The organism is Nocardia otitidiscaviarum, assembly GCF_007362295.1.
Classification (GTDB): Bacteria; Actinomycetota; Actinomycetes; order Mycobacteriales; family Mycobacteriaceae; genus Nocardia; species Nocardia otitidiscaviarum.
In genome coordinates this window covers 2,750,893-2,767,683 of sequence record NZ_CP041695.1, presented here as the reverse complement: position 1 = coordinate 2,767,683, position 16,791 = coordinate 2,750,893, and the positions used below count along the sequence as shown (strand labels likewise).

Genomic DNA, 16,791 nt, shown 5'->3' with positions numbered 1-16,791 from the left:
CCATGGGCGACCTCATTCACGGTGGTGTGCGCTTCGTCCCCACCCGCGCGGGGATCGTGAACCTGTGGGATTACCGCGATCAGGAATTCTGTTTCGCCGACGGGCGACTGGTGCTGCGCGGACCCAACGGCTCGGGCAAGACCAAGGCGCTCGAGGTGCTGTTCCCGTTCGTGCTGGACGGGCGGATCGAGCCGCGGCGGCTGAATCCGTTCGCCGGTGAAGAGCGCACCATGAAGTCGAATCTGCTGTACCGCAAACAGGAATCGGCGTACTCGTACGTGTGGATGGAGTTCGCGCGCGGCAGCTGGGCCGACCCCGAGGTGGTGACCGTCGGCATCGGGATGCGCGCCACCCGCTCCGCCGACAAGGTGACGCGCTGGTATTTCGTCGCGGACGGCCGGGTGGGCGTGGACTTCTCCCTGCTGGACTCCGAGGACCGGCCGCTGACCCGCAAACAGCTGGCCGAGCAGATCGGCACCGATGCCATCGTGGACCGGCCGGTGGAGTACCGCGCCGCCATCGACGCCCGCATGTTCGGGCTCGGGCAGCAGCGCTACGACCAGCTCATCAATCTCATTCTCACGCTGCGCCGCCCGCAGCTGGCGAAGAACCTGGACCCGCGCGGACTGTCGCAGGCGCTCACCGACGGCCTGCGGCCGCTCGACGAGCAGCTGATCCTCGACGCCGCCCGCTCCTTCAGCGATATGGAGGAGGTGGGCCGCACCCTCGAGGGTCTGGTGCAGGCCGACACCGCCACCCGCACCTTCGTCAACGTGTACCGCAAATACCTTGCGGTACAGGCGAAGACCGATGTCGACCAGGTGCGCACCCGGCTCGACGCGGTCACCCACGCGGCCACCGCCCTGCACGCCGCCTCGGCGCTGCGGCAGCGCCGCGACACCGAACGCGCGGCCGCCGAAACCCGCGCCGACGATGCCGACCGCGCCTACGAGCAGGCCCTCGCCGACCGCGAAACCCTCCAGCGCTCCAGCGCCTACGAGGGCAAACAGCAGCTCGACGACCTCGCCGACGCGGTGCGCCGCCTGGAGACCTCGGCGGCCGTGCACCGTGACAAGGCCACCAAGGCCAGTCAGACCGTCGATCAGCGCGCCGAGGAGTTCGAGCGCGCCCAAGCCGCCGTGCAGCACGCCGCCTCCGCCCTCGCTCGCGGCGAGGACGAACTGCGCAGTGCCGCAACCGAAGCGGGCATCGAATGGGCCGCGCTGCCCGAGCAGGCGCGCGGCGACCAGCTCACCACCACGGTGCGCAGCCACGCCGAGGAGCGCGACGCCGACGTGCGCGCGGTCCGCCGCGCCCTCACCCTGGTCGACACCGCCGCCACCGAACGCACCCGCGCCGAACGCGCCGCCCAGCGCGCCCTGGAACTCCGCGATGCCGCCGCCGCCGAACTCGCCGAGGCCGAGGCCGCCGTCACCCTCGCCCGCTCCGATACCGCCGCCGCCCTGCGCGAGTGGTGGAACACCCACCGCGATGTCTACGGCCCGGTGCGGGAGGGCCTGGTCGAAGCCCTCGAACACGCCCTCACCAGCACCGGCACCGAACCCGCCCCCGCACCCGCTGCCAGCGGCCGCAAGACGCGCAAGAAGTCGACCGCCGGGGCCGAACAGTCGGCACCCGCATCCGGCCCCGCCACCGAGCTCCGGCAGTCCGCGCCGGGGACCCGGGGTCGGCAGCCACAGCACACTCTCGACGGCGACGCGACGCCCACCGCCGACACCGGCCCCACCGACACCCTGTCCGCCACCGGCGCACCCGCCGCCGGATCCGGCAACGAATTCCTCACCCCGGCAGAGGTTCTCGCCGAGCGCACCGAACCCCTCACCGAGGACATCCGCGCCCGCCGCCTGCACGCCCGCACCCGGGCCGACCAGTCCACGGCCCACCTGGCCGAGCTGCGCGCCGAGCAGCAGCGCATCGCGGCCGAACGCGACGACGCCCCACCACCGTTCGCGGCCCGCACCGCCGATCGCGACGCCCGCCCCGGCGCCCCCCTGTGGCGACTGGTCCGCTTCGCCCCGCACCTCACCCCCGCCTCCGCCGCCGGTGTCGAGGCCGCCCTCCAGGCCGCGAACCTCCTGGACGCCTGGGTGCCCCCGGGTTCCGACATACCGGCGCACGATTCCGAGCAGTTCCTGCTCCCCCTCCCCTCGGCGGACCGCCCCACCGGCCCCACCCTGGCCGACGTCCTGGAGGTCGAGGACGACACCTTCGGCGTCCCCCGCACCACGGTCGCCGACATCCTCGCCTCGATCGCCCTGCACGAGAGCACCACGCCCCCGAACGCCGGTACGGAGGCCGGTGCCGCGTCCGGGGCGGACAACGCGCAAGCCCCTGCCGCATCCGGGGCGGACGGTGCCCGCGCCGCCGACCCGGCATCGCTGGCCGCCGTCACCGCGCACCCCCGCCTCACGGTGACCACCGGCGGCCACTTCCGCCAGGGCATCCAGCTGGGCCGCCACACCAAGTCCGACGCCGAATTCATCGGCACCACCGCCCGTGCCCGCCGCCGCGAACTGCGGCTGGCGGAACTGGCGGCCGCCATCGAGGCCACCGAGGCCGCCAATGCCGAGGCCGAGGCCGAGGCGGCCGCCGCCACCGCCGAGCTGACACGCATCACCGCCGCCGCCAAGGCGCTGCCGCGCACCGCCGCCGTCACCGCCGCCCTGCGCGCGGTGTCCGAGGCGGCGGGCATGCTGCGCTCGCGCTCCGAGGCCACCGCGCAGACCGAGCGGGACCTCGATCAGGCGATCGCCGACTGCACGGCCGCGGAGAAGAAGGTGCGCGCCATCGCCGCCGACCATCGTGCCCCGCGCGATCCGGCGGAACTGGACGCCCTGGCCGCCGCCGTCCGGCATTTCGAGAACGCCGGTACCGCCCTGCTGCGTCTGCGCGGCGATCACCAGCGCGAGCACGAACGCACCCGGGAGGCGCGCGACCGCCTCGACGAATCCCGGGATCTGGCCGAGGCTTTCGCCGAGGAGGCCGAGGCCGCCCGGACCGGCTACGAGGAGCAGCTGCGCAAGCTGGAGACGCTGCGCGAGGCGCTGGGTGCGGGCGCGGCCGATATCGACCGCGAACTGGAGGCCGCGCGGGAGAAGATCGACGCCGCCCGCGCCGAGCAGAAGGCCGCCCGCAAGGCCGCGCACGAGGCCATCGAGGCGGTCGGCAGCGCGGAGGGCGCACACCGCGCCGCCCACGACGCGCTCGGCACCGCCCTCGCCGAATTGCGCACCGATGTGCGGACTCTCGCCCCGTACGCCCGCCCGGATCTGCTCACCCTGCTCGGCGCGCGGGCCGAAAGCCGCTGGCCCAGCAGCGATGCCGCCTGGTCCACCCCCGAGCAGCTGCTCTACCGCATCGAGAACGGCGATCCGGAGCAGCAGCCGCAGGTGCTCCCGCCCGAGGTGCTCGAGCTGTTCGAGAACCTTTCCGCCGCAACCGCTTCGGTGCGGGCGGGCGAGGCGGCCCGCAAATCCACCCGCAGCGCGGTCACCACCGCGCTGCAGGAATTCGATGCCGCCCTGGCCGCATCCCGCCAGGACTATCGGCTGCACTGGGACGCCGCCGACGGTCTCACGGTGGTGCAGGTGCACGACGAGCACGGCCTGTCGGCCCTGGCCGATTTCGCCGAGCGCATCGCCGCCGCCCGGCGCGATCAGGAACTGCTGCTCACCGATTCCGAGCGCCGCATCCTGGAGGACGCCCTGCTCACCGGCCTGGCCCAGCAGATCCACGAACGCACCGGCGATGCCCGCGATCTCATCGCCAAGATGGGCGCGGAGATGAAGCAGCGGCACATGTCCTCGGGCAACACCATCGGCGTGCACTGGGTGCTCGCGGATACGCTCTCCGATCCGGCACGGGCGGTCTGCAAGATTCTCGACCGCGACTCCTCGGAGCTCACCGCCGACGATCTGTCGACCATCCGCTCACATTTCGCCGCGGAGATCCGCGCCGCCCGCGCCGCCCATCCAGAGCGGTCGTTCCCGGAGATCCTCGCGACCACCCTGGACTACCGCACCTGGCGAGTGTTCTCCTTCACCATCATCACCGCCGACGGCACCGAGGACCGGCTCACCGTGGCCCGCCACAGCGCCCTGTCCGGCGGCGAACAGTCGGTCTCGCTGCATCTTCCGCTGTTCGCGGCGGCCCACGTCATGCTCGATTCGGCCGATCCGCAGGCGCCGCGCCTGCTCGCCCTGGACGAGGCGTTCGCCGGTGTAGACGACAACGGTCGCAGCGAATTGCTCGGTCTCTCGGTGCAATTCGATCTCGACCTGTTCATGACCGGCTACGACCTGTGGATCACCTACGACCACGTCCCCGCCTGCGCCCACTACGATCTCGCCCACTCCGCGGCCGAGAACACCGTCAGCGCCACCCTGCTCGTCTGGGATGCGGGTGACCTGCTCGCCGAACACGACGGCACCGACCTCACCACCGCCCTCGGCTCCCCCAACCGCCGCCGCACCCCGCACACCATCGAAGGCGGCATCCCCCTCACGGTCGCCTGACCGCGAGGGGGAACTGGTGGCGGAGCCCTCTCGGGCGTTACCGCCACCAGTTCCCCGTGATCGCTCGACCTACTCGGCGCGGGTGGGGGTGTCGAGGGGGACCACCACGGCGGGCTGGGGGTGGGTGGGGCCGGTGGGGTGGGCGTAGCCGAGCCAGCCGGTGCCGATGAAGACGGCGAGCAGGATGGCGGTAGGGAGTTCGAGCAGGAGCCAGCCCGGCGGGTAGAGGGGTTCGCTGCGGGCGGCGCGACGGATCGGGGGTCTCGGGTGTGCGAGGGCGGAGCGTGCCGTGCGGTTGGTGCTGCGGTTGCCGTGCCTGACCACCCGAAAAACCTCCCGAATCGTCCCCGCGGGTGTGCGGGGCGCAACGATGCCTGATCGATGTCGACCGTCGTGACGACGGAGTGCTGGCACGTGCGCCAGCGTCACACTATGCCGAACCACCTGCGCACACACCGGGCGAATGTGCGGACATCGCCTTGTCCGCAAGTTTGTCGCCCGGTGCGGTGTTCAGCGCGCGGAGGCGTCGGGTAGTCGGGCGGGGCAGGGCTGGCCGGGCAGGGTGGCGAGTTCGAAATGCCACCATTCGTTGTCGAAGGTGCGGCACAGACCCCAGCGGTTGCCGTTGGCCTCCAGCCACGCCGCGCCCTCCCGCGGGCCGACGTCCACGGCCTGGCCGGTGACATGGGTGGATTCCTCGGGCGGCAGCACCCAGCGGCGAGCCTCCTCCGGGCTGCCGTAGGTGGCGATGCCGTCCTCCCACATGGCCTGCTGTTCACCGGGGCTGCGGTAGCCGGAGGTGATGGACAGCGGAACGCCCTGGGCGTGCGCCTCGGCGGCGGCCAGATCGTAGGCGATGGCCAGCAGCGGGTCCAGGCCCGCGGTGGTGGCGACGAACTGCGCGGGCGGCTGACCGGCACCGGCGGAGACCAGGTGGGTCGCGAAGTCCGCCACGCGGGTGCCGCCGAAGACGAGCAGGGCGGCGGCATCCGACGGCGTGAAGGACCGCGCCGCCGCGGGCTCCCCGCCCGCGCCCGACGGCCACACCGTGGCGACCACCCCGTCGCGCGGGGACACCGTGGCGTCCGCCACCCCCGCCGGGGCGGTACCGGTTTCCTCGGTGGCGGCGGGAACAGCGGGTTCGGGGTGCGCGTGCGCCACCGATGTGCTCACGCCGCCGAACGCGGTACCGGCCAGCAGCGCGAGCACGGCTCCACGCCGCACCCCGCGCCCACCCTCGGCACCGCGAGAACCACCCTCGCCCTTGTTCATCCGCATCCGCTCACCTCCACGTATTCGTTCGCACACCCGACTCGGATCGGTCCCCGAACCCGACCCGATGCCACCCGACACCCGGCCCCGCAGGAGAACGCCGAAAACTCGCGAACCAGATCTTCCGCACAGCGACCGTCCGCGCATCCTATCGGCCACACACCCCCACGGCGTTTCGCACCGCAGCACGCCGGTGCGCCGTCGGCAGCGTCGGCCCCTCCGGCTACGCGCGACGTGCACGGCGTCGGGCCCGTAAGCGCAGTTCGACTGACCGGGCGCGGGCGCACCCCCGGCGCTCCCGCCACGCCGAGCGTGCCGTACCCGGAACGGTGGGCCGGGCGGCGGGCGAGTGCGGTTGGATGCGGAGGGAGGTCCAGGCGACCAAGCCGTATTCGGTGCGTTGGCGACGGCGAGGCTCGGCCTTGCCGCCCGGGCCACGGTCGCCCCGCCACGGGTGCGGCCCAAGTCGCGGGTGTAGAGGTGGCCAAGCCGTGTTAGGTGCCGTTGGCGACGGCGAAGCCCGACCTGGCTGCCCGGGGCCACGGTCGCACCGCCGCGGGCGGCCATCCGCCGGACTTCGGGTGACGAATCCCCGTCGCGCGCCGACTGTGAGGGGTACTCCGACGATATGGACGCCGATTCGAGGTCACCGCACAGCGGGTCCGATTCGCCTGCTCCGGGTTCGGGTGGCGGGGGCCCAGCGCTGTCGCGGCGCGGGGCGCTGCGGCTGGGGGTCGGCGCGGCGGCGGTGTTGGGCAGTGGCGGGGGTGTGAGCGCGCGGGCCGATCCGGGGATGTGGGCGGAGTTGCGGGATCGGGTGCGGGGGCGGGTGCTGGTGCCCGGGGACGGCGAATACGCTACCGCCGCACGGTTGTTCGATCCCCGGTTCGACGGCCGCGTTCCGGCCGGGGTCGTGGCCGCCGTGGATGCCGACGATGTCCGGGCGGCAGTGGGTTTCGCGGCCGAGCGGGGGCTCGCGGTTGCGGCGCGGGCGGGTGGGCATTCGTATGTGGGCGCGTCCGCTACCACCGATGCCGTGGTGGTCGACGTGCGGCGACTCGACCGGGTGGTAGTCGCGGGCGATACCGTGACCGTGGGGGCCGGGGTGACGCTGTTTCCGCTGCTGCGCGAGCTGGCGCGCTTCGGGCGGGCGCTGCCGGTCGGCACCTGCCCGACCGTCGGTCTCACCGGGCTCACACTGGGCGGTGGTCTCGGCGTCGATTCCCGGGCGTACGGGTTGACGTGTGATCGGCTCGTCGCCGTCGATCTGGTGCTGCCCAACGGTGAGGCACGCACGGTGTCGGATTCCCGGTTCCCGGATCTGTTCTGGGCGCTGCGGGGCGCGGGCGGCACGGTGGGTGTGGTCACGTCGCTGACCCTGCGCACCCATGCCGCGACCGCGAAAGACGTCGTGCGGCTGACCTTTCCGCGCGATGCGACGGTGCGAGCCCTGCTCGGGTGGGCGCGCTGGATGCCGACGGCCGAGCGATCGGTCTGGGCGGGCCTCACCGTCTCGGTCGAGGCCGGGGACGCGGTGTGCCGGGCGCTGCTCGTCTGCCCGGCCGGGCTCGGCGACGCCGCCACCGCCGAATTCGCCGCCGCCGTGGGCGTTTCGCCCAGCGCGAAGGAGAGCTACACCCTGGACCATCTCGACGCGGTGCGCACCCTCGCCGGTGGCACCACCGACACGCCCCGCTCCACCAAGGCCGCCGGTTCCGATGTCGTCACCGATCTCACGGCGGCCGCCGAGCACATCGTCGCCCACGTCTTCGCCGGATCCCGTTCGCGAGCACCGGGTTACGCATTGATCGACCCCCTCGACGGCGCGGTCCGCGACACCGACCCGAGGGCGTCGGCCTTCCCCTGGCGTCGCCACGCCGCCACCGTGCAGTGGCTGGTCGACTCCCCCGCCGACCCGGCCGCCGCCGACCGCTGGGTCACCGAGGCACACACCGCCCTGGGCACTGCGACGGCGGGGGCCTACGTCAACTATCCGGAACCGGATACCCCCGCCGCACGATATTTCGGCGACAACATCGGTCGCCTCCGCACGATTCGCCGCCTGGTCGACCCGGATCGCCGCCTACGCACCGGCGCGGGAGTCTGACCGGCCCGCGCCAGCTCTGTAGCGCCCGCTACGAGCGGCGCGGCGAGCTCACCGCGTCAGACGCGTTCCTTGGACCGTGTCCGCACCCGCAGCGCGATCGGCTTCTGGGTTTCGGCGAAGAAGTCGTTGCCCTTGTCGTCGACGACGATGAAGGCCGGGAAGTCCTCGACCTCGATCTTCCACACGGCTTCCATGCCGAGTTCCGGGTATTCGAGCACCTCGACGGATTTGATGCAGTCCAGGGCCAGTCGCGCGGCCGGTCCGCCGATGGAGCCGAGGTAGAACCCGCCGTGCTCCTTGCACGCGCGGGTGACCTGCGCGGAGCGATTGCCCTTGGCCAGCATGACGAACGAGCCGCCCGCGGCCTGGAACTGGTCGACGTAGGAGTCCATGCGCCCGGCGGTGGTGGGGCCGAAGGAGCCGGAGGCGTACCCGTCGGGGGTTTTGGCCGGTCCGGCGTAGTAGACGGCCATATCGCGCAGGTACTGCGGCATCTCCTCGCCCGCGTCGAGCCGCTCCTTGATCTTGGCGTGCGCGATGTCGCGCGCCACCACCAGCGGCCCGGTGAGCGAAAGCCGGGTCTTCACCGGGTATTTCGACAGTTCGGCGCGGATCTCGGACATGGGCCGGTTCAGGTCGATCTTGACGACGTCGCCGCCCAGGATCTCGTCGGTCTGCTCCGGCAGATACTGCGCCGGTTCGCGTTCCAGCTGCTCCAGGAACACGCCCTCCGGGGTGATCTTGGCCTTGGCCTGCCGGTCCGCCGAGCAGGACACCGCGATGGCCACCGGGCAGGACGCCCCGTGCCGCGGCAGCCGGATGACCCGCACGTCGTGGCAGAAGTACTTGCCGCCGAACTGCGCGCCGATCCCGAAGGACTGGGTGAGCTTGAACACCTGCTCCTCGAGTTCGAGGTCGCGGAAGCCGTGCGCGGCCATGGACCCCTCGGTCGGCATATTGTCCAGGTAGTGCGCGGAGGCGTATTTGGCCGTCTTCAAAGCGAATTCGGCCGAGGTGCCGCCGATCACGACCGCCAGGTGGTACGGCGGGCAGGCGGCGGTGCCGAGCGAGCGGATCTTCTCGTCCAGGAATTCCAGCATGCGATCCGGATTCAGGATGGCCTTGGTCTCCTGGTACAGGAAGGACTTGTTGGCCGATCCGCCGCCCTTGGCCATGAACAGGAACTTGTAGGCCGGATGCGTGGGATCGCCCGCCGCCGAGTACAACTCGACCTGTGCGGGCAGATTGCTGCCGGTGTTCTTCTCGTCCCACATGGTGAGCGGCGCGAGCTGGGAGTAGCGCAGGTTCAGCTTGGTGTAGGCGTCGTACACGCCGCGCGAGATCCACTCGGCGTCGTCGACGCCGGTGAGCACGCCCTCGGACTTCTTGCCCATGACGATGGCGGTGCCGGTGTCCTGGCACATGGGCAGGATGCCGCCCGCGGAGATGTTGACGTTCTTGAGCAGATCCAACGCCACGAAGCGGTCGTTGCCGCTGGACTCCGGATCGTCGATGATCTTGCGCAGCTGCTTCAGGTGATCGGGCCGCAGGTAGTGGCTGATGTCGTGCATGGCCTCCTGGGTGAGCATGCGCAACACCTCCGGCTCGACCTGGAGGAAGGTGCGGCCGCCGGTGGAGAAGGTGCTGACGCCCTCGGTGGTGAGCAGCCGATACGGGGTGTCGTCGGCACCCGTCGGCAGCAGATCCGAGTACAGGAAGTCAGGCGCGGTCACGAATCGCACTCCTCGAGCAGGGCCGGGGGCGGCCGGGGCGTGTTGAAGCACCGGAGAGCCTAGCCAGCACGCCGCCGACCCCGTGTCTAAGGCAAACCTTATTTCTGCGAACCATGCAAAGGTTGCACCTTCAACCCGCACGGTGTTACCTGTCCATGATGCGGTCGTCTGCGGTGGGGAGGGAAACAGCGTGGCAACAGAGTCCGAGAGCGGCACCGTCACCGAGCCCCGGTGGCTCGACGATCTCGAGCGGCGTGCCTGGCTCGGCTTCGTCTTCACCCGCGACCTGATCGCCGCCGCGGTCGGCCGGGACTCCCTACGTGAGTCCGATCTCACCTATGTCGAGTACACCGTGCTGGCCCGGCTCGCCGACGCGCCCGACCACCGCCGCAGCTTCGCCGAACTGGCCGCGGTCCTGGAGTGGTCGCAGAGCCGCCTGTCCCACCAGATCACCCGGATGGAGAAGCGCGGCCTGGTGGCCCGGGAGTCCATTCCCGACGATGCCCGCCGCACCGCCGCCGTCCTCACCGACAAGGGCGCGCAGGTGCTGGAATCCGCCGCTCCCGCCCACGTCGACAGCGTCCGCCGGCACATGATCGACGTGCTGGACCGCGACCAGTTGGCGGCCCTGGCCGATATCTACGACACACTGCTGGACCACCATCGAAGACCGTCGGCCCAGCAACAACCCCGGAACCGTCATTCCGCGTGACGATTTCTCCGCCCCGCCCGTGTTTGGTTTCGCGCCCATCGGGTATTGGGTAAGACTAGGCTCGGCAACGGCTGCTCTGTCATGTGTTCCACGCAGACTGTCGGCAACCGAGCGCACACCGAGCACCCGAACCTGGCCTTAGTGAAAGGGGCAGGAGTTTCCATGTCCGACGTGTCCATCGGCCTTCCGGCGGATTCACTGCCCGCGGGGTCCGTCGACAACCTGCTTCCACAGCTGGTCGAACACCTGCGGCAGAATCGCACCGAGCTGCGCGAGGAGTGGGCCCGCCGTATTACGGACGCCCAGCTGCTGACCGCCATGACCCCGGAGGAGATCTTCTCCGAGGCGACCTCGATCTTCGACAACTACGTCGAGGTTCTCGAGACCGGTAGCGTCGAGGCGCTGCAGGCGTACGCGCGCGACCTGTCCGAGCGCATCATTCCCAGAGGCGTCGAGACCGACGAGGTCCTCGGCATCGTGCTGCTGCTGCGAGACGTGCTGGCCCGCTCGCTGTTCGAGAAGTACCAGTCGAACTTCGAGCTGCTGAACCAGGTGCTCGACGCCTACGAACCCGCGGCCAACCGCATCGCCAACACCGTGGGCGTGTCCTTCGTGCAGGAGCGCGAGCGCGTCATCCGCCAGCAGCAGGAGGCCATCCGCGAGCTGTCGACGCCCGTTCTCCAGGTGCGTGAGCAGCTGCTCATCCTCCCGATCATCGGCGTGCTGGACTCGCAACGCGCCCGGCAGCTGACCGAACAGCTGCTGCGGGCCATACGAGCCAATCGCGCCAAGGTGGTCGTCATCGACATCACCGGTGTGCCCGCGATCGACTCCACCGTGGCCAACCATCTGGTGCAGACCGTCGACGCCTCGGGCCTGATGGGCGCGAACGTCATCATCACCGGCCTGTCCTCGGAGATCGCCCTGACCCTCGTCACCATCGGCCTGGATCTGTCCAAGATGAATGCCGTCGGCGACCTGCAGGGTGGTATCGAGGAGGCGGAGCGGCTGCTCGGCTACGAGGTGTCGCGCGTGACCGCCGAACGCGACGGAAGGTAGACCGGGCCCGCTCATGCCGGTACCCATTCTGAAACAGGGGACCTACCTCATCGCGTCGGTGCAGTCCGCCCTCACCGACGCCGATACCGAGCGCCTGCAGGACGACCTGATGAAGTACGTCAGCAAGTACCGGGCGCAGGGAATCATCGTCGATGTCACGGCAATCGACGTGATGGACTCCTTCGCGGCCAGATCGCTGCGTACCATCGCCCACATGACCAAGCTGCGGGGTGCGGAGACGGTCATCGTGGGTCTGCAGCCCGAAGTCGCGTTCGCCATGGTTCAGCTCGGACTCACCTTCGAGGACATGCACACCGCCCTCGATCTGGAGGAGGGTTTGGCCTGGTTGAACATCAAACTCGATACCCGCCGCCAGCGAGACGGTCGTGATCGTGGCCGCTGACTACGTGGTGATCGCGGTGAAAGAGTCGAACGACATCGTCACCGCACGACAGGCCGGGCGGGAACTCGCGCTGGAGCACGGGTTCTCACTCACCGACATCACCATGATCTCCACCGCCATCTCGGAGGTAGCCCGCAACATCACGAGTTACGCAGGCAGCGGGGAGATCCGGCTGTCGGTGACCGACAAGGAAGGCCGCCGGGCACTGGTGGTGCAGGCACAGGATCAAGGCCCGGGCATTCTCGATATCCCGCGGGCACTGGAGGACGGCTACTCCACGGGGCGCGGCCTCGGGCTGGGGCTGCCGGGCGCGCGACGACTCATGGACAAGCTGATCGTCGAGTCCACGCCCGGGCACGGCACGCTCGTGGAGATGTGGAAGTGGGTGCCCACCGGTGCATGACGACGGATTCATCGGTGCGGTGGAATGGGCGGTCGCCGGACGGGCGCTACCCGGGCAGCGAGTCTCCGGCGATCGGTCGGTGATACTCGACGCGGGCGGCGATTCGGTGCTGTTCGCGGTGATGGACGGGCTCGGGCACGGTGCGGCCGCGGCCGACGCGGCGGACCGGGCGGCCCAGGTGCTGTCGGAGAATCGCGCCGAACCCCTGGACGTGCTGATGCTGCTGTGTCATCGCGCCATGGCCGACACCCGCGGTGCGGCGGTATCGCTGGCGCTGCTCGACGCCGGGGAGAAGGTGCAGTGGCTCGGGGTCGGCAATGTCGAATCCCGGATCATCGCCGCGGCTCCCGGCAAACCGGCGATACGGGCGGCGGCGCTGCTGGTCGGCGGGATCGTCGGCTATCTGCTGCCGCCCAATCTGCAAGCGCAGACAGTGGCGGTGCGGCCCGGTGATCTGCTGCTGATGTCCACCGACGGCATCGTGCCCGACTACGCCGACGGCATCGACCTGGCCAAGCCGACCGCCGACATCACCGCCGAGATTCTGGCCAAGCACGCCAAGGACACCGACGACGCGCTCGTGCTCGCCGCGCGTCACCGCGGGCATACGGGGCCGACGCCGTGAGTGCGGTGCTGGCCGCCTTCCGCGCGGCGTACACCGGCGCACTGCGCCAGCACCTGCGCGCGCCCAACCAGACCACCCTCGCCGAGGGCTACGAGCTGGGCCGCCGCGCTTTGGTCGAGGGTGTCAGCATCCTCGACCTCACCGAGCACCACTTCCGCATCCTGGAGGACGAGGGGCTGCTGCCCGCCGCGCACGACGAACGCGCCGACGCCGCACTGGAATTCCTGCTGCAGACCATGGCGGCGCTGGATGTGGCCACCCGCGGCTTCCTGGACGGGGCGCGGCGCTACGAGGCGGAGCGTTCCCGCGCCGAGGATCTCGCCGGACGTGACGCGTTCCGGACCGCTCTGGTGGAGTCGCTCCAGGACGGCTTCTTCGTGGTGGACTCGAACGGCACGCTGGTGGAGGTGAATTCGGCCTTCGGCGCGCTCACCGGTTACGGTCCGGACGGGGTGCCGTATCCGCTGCCGCATCCGTGGTCGGTGCCGGACGGGCCGCGCTACCCGGATCTGGGCACCGACGCTGCCCGTTTCGTCATGCCGGTGCGGCATCGCGACGGGCGGCGGCTGTGGCTGGCGGTGAGCACCTCGTCGCTGGTGAAACCCGAAGACGGGGAACGGATCTTCGTCGGCACCATCCGCGATGTCACCGCCGAGCACGATGCGCAGGCCCGCGATCAGGCGGTGTCGCGGCTGGCCACCGCGGTAGGCGCGGCCACCAGTGTGGTGGAGGTGCTGGCGGTCGGGCTGGAGGAACTGCGCCATACCGTCGGCGCGGAGTCGGCGGTGGTGTCGGTGTGGCCGAACCGCCACACCGGGCCGGAACTGTATGTCTCCGAGGACAATCCGCGCACGGGCGAATCCCGGCAGGTGCTGGACGCGCGGGCGCGGGCGCTGCTGGACCGGGCCCGGCTGCGGCCGGGGCGCAGTATGTTCGCGATTCCGGAGGGCGCGTCCAGCTCCGAGGGGATCGTCGCACCGCTGGGCGAGACCGGGGATTCGGCGCTGTGGCTGCGCTTCGCCGCGCCGCGCGCCATCAGTCCGGGTGACTGGGCGCTGTTCTCGCTGCTGGTCGGGCATCTGAGCCTGGCGGTGCAGCGGGCGCGCAACTTCGATCAGGCGCGTTCCACCTCGCTGACGCTGCAACGGGCCATGCTCGGTCCCATCGAACTGCCGCCGCGCTTCTCCGTGCACTACGAACCGGCGTTGCCGCCCTTGGAGATCGGCGGCGACTGGTACGACGTCGTCCGGCTCGAGGACGGCACCATGGGCGTGGTGGTCGGCGACTGTGTCGGGCGCGGGCTCTCCGCGGCCGTGGTGATGGGGCAATTGCGCACCGCCGCACGGGCATTGCTGCTGCGCGGGGCCGGTCCGGCCCAGTTGCTGGCCGAACTCGACACCGTGGCCGCGCGGATTCCGGGCGCCATGTGCACCACGGTGTGCGCGGCCATCCTGGATCCGGTGCGCGGTCTGGTGCGCTACTCCAGCGCGGGGCATATGCCGCCGGTGCTGGCCGAACCGGGCAGCAAGGGCCGTCTGTTGGAAGGCGGCCGGTCGGTTCCGTTGGCCACCTTCGATCCGCCCCGCCGCCCCGAGGCCACCACGCCGATGGCTCCGGGATCGACGCTGGTGTTGTTCACCGACGGTCTCGTCGAACAGCGCGGCGTGGATATCGACGAACGCTTCGTGGAACTGGCCGATGAGCTGTCCGGGGTTGCCGGGCAGATGCCGCGCGAGGTGGCCGATTCGGTGCTGTCACGATTGCGCCCGGTCGGTGGTTATGACGACGACGTCGCCATGGTGGTGTACCGGCAGCCACCGGCGCCGCTGCACCTGGACTTCCCGGCCGCCGCCAACGAGCTCGCCGGGATGCGGCGTAGGCTCGAGGCGTGGCTGGATTCGGCGGCGGTCCCACAGGAGATCGCCACCGACATCATCGCCGCCGCCAACGAGGCATGCAGCAACAGCATCGAACACGCCTACCTGGGTGGGCGCCCGGCGCGGGTGGAACTGCTCGCCGAATCCGGGATGGACACCGTCACCATCGATGTCTGCGATACCGGCGTGTGGCGGCCGCTGCCCGCCGATCCCGGGCACCGCGGGCGTGGTATCGCCATGATGCAGGCGCTCACCGACAAACTCGATATCGACCACGGCGGGCCGGGAACCCGGGTGCGGATGGTGGTGCGGCTGCCCGCGGTGTCGTTCTCCGCGGCGGCGAGTCGCCTATGAGCGGCACCATTGCGCCACCGCACTGTGGTGTATCCGCCGAAATGCCGCGATAGCTGGGTATTTCACCAACGGCCCGGCTACCGATCCGATACCGATGTGGCCGACGATGCAGCGGGAAAGGACCGTTCATGGCAGATTGTTCTGATGTGACCAACACTTCCGGAGACGCGTATCCCCTCGCCGACACGATGACCACCACGGTCTCGGTGCGCGACGAAGCGACCGTGCTCACCGTGGCCGGCGAGGTCGATCTGGCTACCGCCCCCGCGCTCGAGAACGCCATCGACGCGACGCTGGGCGGCAAACCCGCGGCGCTCGTGATCGATCTGTCCGACGTCAGCTTCCTCGCCTCGGCGGGAATGGCGGCGCTGGTCGCCGCCCATCAGCGTGCGGGTGACACTCGGATCGCCGTCGTCGCCGACGGCCCCGCCACCGGCCGCCAGCTCAAGATGACCAATCTGGACCAGGTCTTCGCGTTGTTCCCCACTCTCGACGAAGCCTTGTCCTCCCTCCGCCCCAACTGACCGTGGCAGGGCCGCGGTCCGATGGGGCCGCGTTCCCGCACATCGTCCCTGTGCCGTCCCCACGACTAGTGCACCGGGCATCCCGTGAAACGACCGCGCGCCCGCCGACCGGCGGGCGCGCGGTGCTGTATCCGAACCTCGCTCAGACCAGATCGCGCAGCTGCTCGATGAGCTTCACGCGCTCGGCGGGCGTGCCCGCCAGCGGCACCACATTGAGCACGGTCACCCCCGCCTCGCGGAAGGCCGCGATCCGTTCCTTCACGAATCCGGCCGACCCGATCAGGCTCACATCGCGCACCAGATCGTCGGGCACCACCTTGACGGCTTCTTCCTTCTTCCCCGCGAGGTAGAGCTCCTGGATCCGGTCGGCTTCCGCGCCGTACCCGTACTTGGTCGCCAGCGCGTGGTAGAAGTTCTTCCCCTTCGCGCCCATACCACCGATGTAGAGCGCCAGATGCGGCTTCACCCATTCCCGCAGCGGTTCCACATCGTCACCGATGGCCAGCGCCGGACCCGCGTACACATCGAGCGTGCCCAACTCCGGATCCCGTTTGGCCAGACCGGCTTTCACCGCATCGCCCCACACCGCGTCGGCCTTCTCGGGCAGGAAGAAGATCGGCTGCCACCCCTCCGCCATTTCGGCGGCCAACTCCACGTTCTTCGGCCCCAGCGCCGCCAACAGCACCGGAATCCGTTCGCGCACCGGATGGTTGATCAGCTTCAGCGGCTTCCCCAGCCCGGTCCCCTCCCCCTCGGGCAGCGGAATGGTGTAGTACTTGCCCCGGTGTTCCAGCCGCTCCCGCCGCCACACCTTCCGGCAGATCTCCAGCACCTCGCGAGTCCGCCCGATCGGCGCGTCGTAGGGCACCCCGTGGAACCCCTCGATCACCTGCGGGCCCGACGCCCCGAGACCGAGCACGTAGCGGCCGTCGGAGACGTAGTCGAGCCCCGCCGCCGTCATGGCGGTGAGCGTAGGTGTGCGCGTGTACAGCTGCAGAATGCCCGAAGCCAGCTGTACCCGCTCGGTCTTGGCGGCCAGATACCCCAGCGCGCTCACGGCGTCGAACGAGTACGCCTCCGGCACGAAGACGATATCGAGCCCGGCCCGCTCCAGATCGGCGACCTCGGCCGCCACCTCTCTGAAGCCGTCGGTGTAATTGATCGACAGTCCGATACGCATGACCCGA

General features: G+C 70.4%; 13 protein-coding genes. 9 read left to right on the top strand and 4 right to left on the bottom strand.

The features are described from left to right. The first annotated feature begins 2 nt into the window (after window positions 1-2). A complete protein-coding gene (locus tag FOH10_RS12140) occupies window positions 3-4,535 on the top strand; it encodes an SbcC/MukB-like Walker B domain-containing protein (protein ID WP_143980781.1) in 4,533 nt (1,510 codons plus the stop codon). Between the two features lie 69 nt (window positions 4,536-4,604). Here the strand turns inward: FOH10_RS12140 and FOH10_RS12135 are convergent, their stop codons facing one another. Together FOH10_RS12135 and FOH10_RS35570 are read right to left on the bottom strand one after the other, a co-directional pair. Then, window positions 4,605-4,859: a hypothetical protein gene (locus tag FOH10_RS12135; RefSeq protein WP_039814558.1), complete on the bottom strand. Its 255-nt coding sequence runs from the start codon at window positions 4,857-4,859 to the stop codon at window positions 4,605-4,607. 186 nt (window positions 4,860-5,045) lie between these two features. Beyond that, window positions 5,046-5,468 carry a M15 family metallopeptidase gene (locus FOH10_RS35570; RefSeq protein WP_228814096.1) on the bottom strand — a complete coding sequence of 141 codons (423 nt, stop codon included), beginning with the start codon at window positions 5,466-5,468 and terminating at the stop codon, window positions 5,046-5,048. A 967-nt stretch (window positions 5,469-6,435) separates the two neighbouring features. Between FOH10_RS35570 and FOH10_RS12125 the strand changes: the two genes are divergently transcribed. Then, complete coding sequence (locus tag FOH10_RS12125) at window positions 6,436-7,914, top strand: FAD-binding oxidoreductase (protein ID WP_143980780.1); 1,479 nt, start codon at window positions 6,436-6,438, stop codon at window positions 7,912-7,914. 56 nt (window positions 7,915-7,970) lie between these two features. On the opposite strand, the gene FOH10_RS12120 is transcribed toward FOH10_RS12125, so the two are convergent. Then, window positions 7,971-9,647 (bottom strand): fumarate hydratase, encoded by a 1,677-nt coding sequence (locus FOH10_RS12120; RefSeq protein WP_186000805.1) that lies wholly within the window; start codon window positions 9,645-9,647, stop codon window positions 7,971-7,973. 190 nt (window positions 9,648-9,837) lie between these two features. On the opposite strand from FOH10_RS12120, the gene FOH10_RS12115 reads away from it, so the two are divergent. The 7 genes from FOH10_RS12115 (at window position 9,838) to FOH10_RS12085 (ending at window position 15,604) form a co-directional block, all read left to right on the top strand. Then, window positions 9,838-10,359, top strand: a complete 522-nt coding sequence (locus FOH10_RS12115) for a MarR family winged helix-turn-helix transcriptional regulator (protein ID WP_039814561.1) — start codon at window positions 9,838-9,840, stop codon at window positions 10,357-10,359. 162 nt (window positions 10,360-10,521) lie between these two features. Beyond that, window positions 10,522-11,418 carry an STAS domain-containing protein gene (locus FOH10_RS12110; RefSeq protein WP_029923542.1) on the top strand — a complete coding sequence of 299 codons (897 nt, stop codon included), beginning with the start codon at window positions 10,522-10,524 and terminating at the stop codon, window positions 11,416-11,418. 13 nt (window positions 11,419-11,431) lie between these two features. Next, window positions 11,432-11,821, top strand: a complete 390-nt coding sequence (locus FOH10_RS12105; RefSeq protein WP_029923541.1) for an STAS domain-containing protein — start codon at window positions 11,432-11,434, stop codon at window positions 11,819-11,821. Then, window positions 11,811-12,224 (top strand): anti-sigma regulatory factor, encoded by a 414-nt coding sequence (locus tag FOH10_RS12100; RefSeq protein WP_029923540.1) that lies wholly within the window; start codon window positions 11,811-11,813, stop codon window positions 12,222-12,224. The genes FOH10_RS12105 and FOH10_RS12100 overlap by 11 nt, the downstream gene beginning before the upstream one ends. After that, window positions 12,217-12,849, top strand: a complete 633-nt coding sequence (locus FOH10_RS12095) for a SpoIIE family protein phosphatase (RefSeq protein WP_029923539.1) — start codon at window positions 12,217-12,219, stop codon at window positions 12,847-12,849. The genes FOH10_RS12100 and FOH10_RS12095 overlap by 8 nt, the downstream gene beginning before the upstream one ends. After that, complete coding sequence (locus FOH10_RS12090; protein ID WP_143980778.1) at window positions 12,846-15,080, top strand: SpoIIE family protein phosphatase; 2,235 nt, start codon at window positions 12,846-12,848, stop codon at window positions 15,078-15,080. The genes FOH10_RS12095 and FOH10_RS12090 overlap by 4 nt, the downstream gene beginning before the upstream one ends. A 188-nt stretch (window positions 15,081-15,268) precedes the next feature. Beyond that, window positions 15,269-15,604, top strand: a complete 336-nt coding sequence (locus FOH10_RS12085; RefSeq protein ID WP_143984035.1) for an STAS domain-containing protein — start codon at window positions 15,269-15,271, stop codon at window positions 15,602-15,604. A 142-nt stretch (window positions 15,605-15,746) separates the two neighbouring features. On the opposite strand, the gene FOH10_RS12080 is transcribed toward FOH10_RS12085, so the two are convergent. Continuing rightward, window positions 15,747-16,784: an LLM class F420-dependent oxidoreductase gene (locus FOH10_RS12080; RefSeq protein ID WP_143980777.1), complete on the bottom strand. Its 1,038-nt coding sequence runs from the start codon at window positions 16,782-16,784 to the stop codon at window positions 15,747-15,749. Window positions 16,785-16,791: the final 7 nt, after the last annotated feature.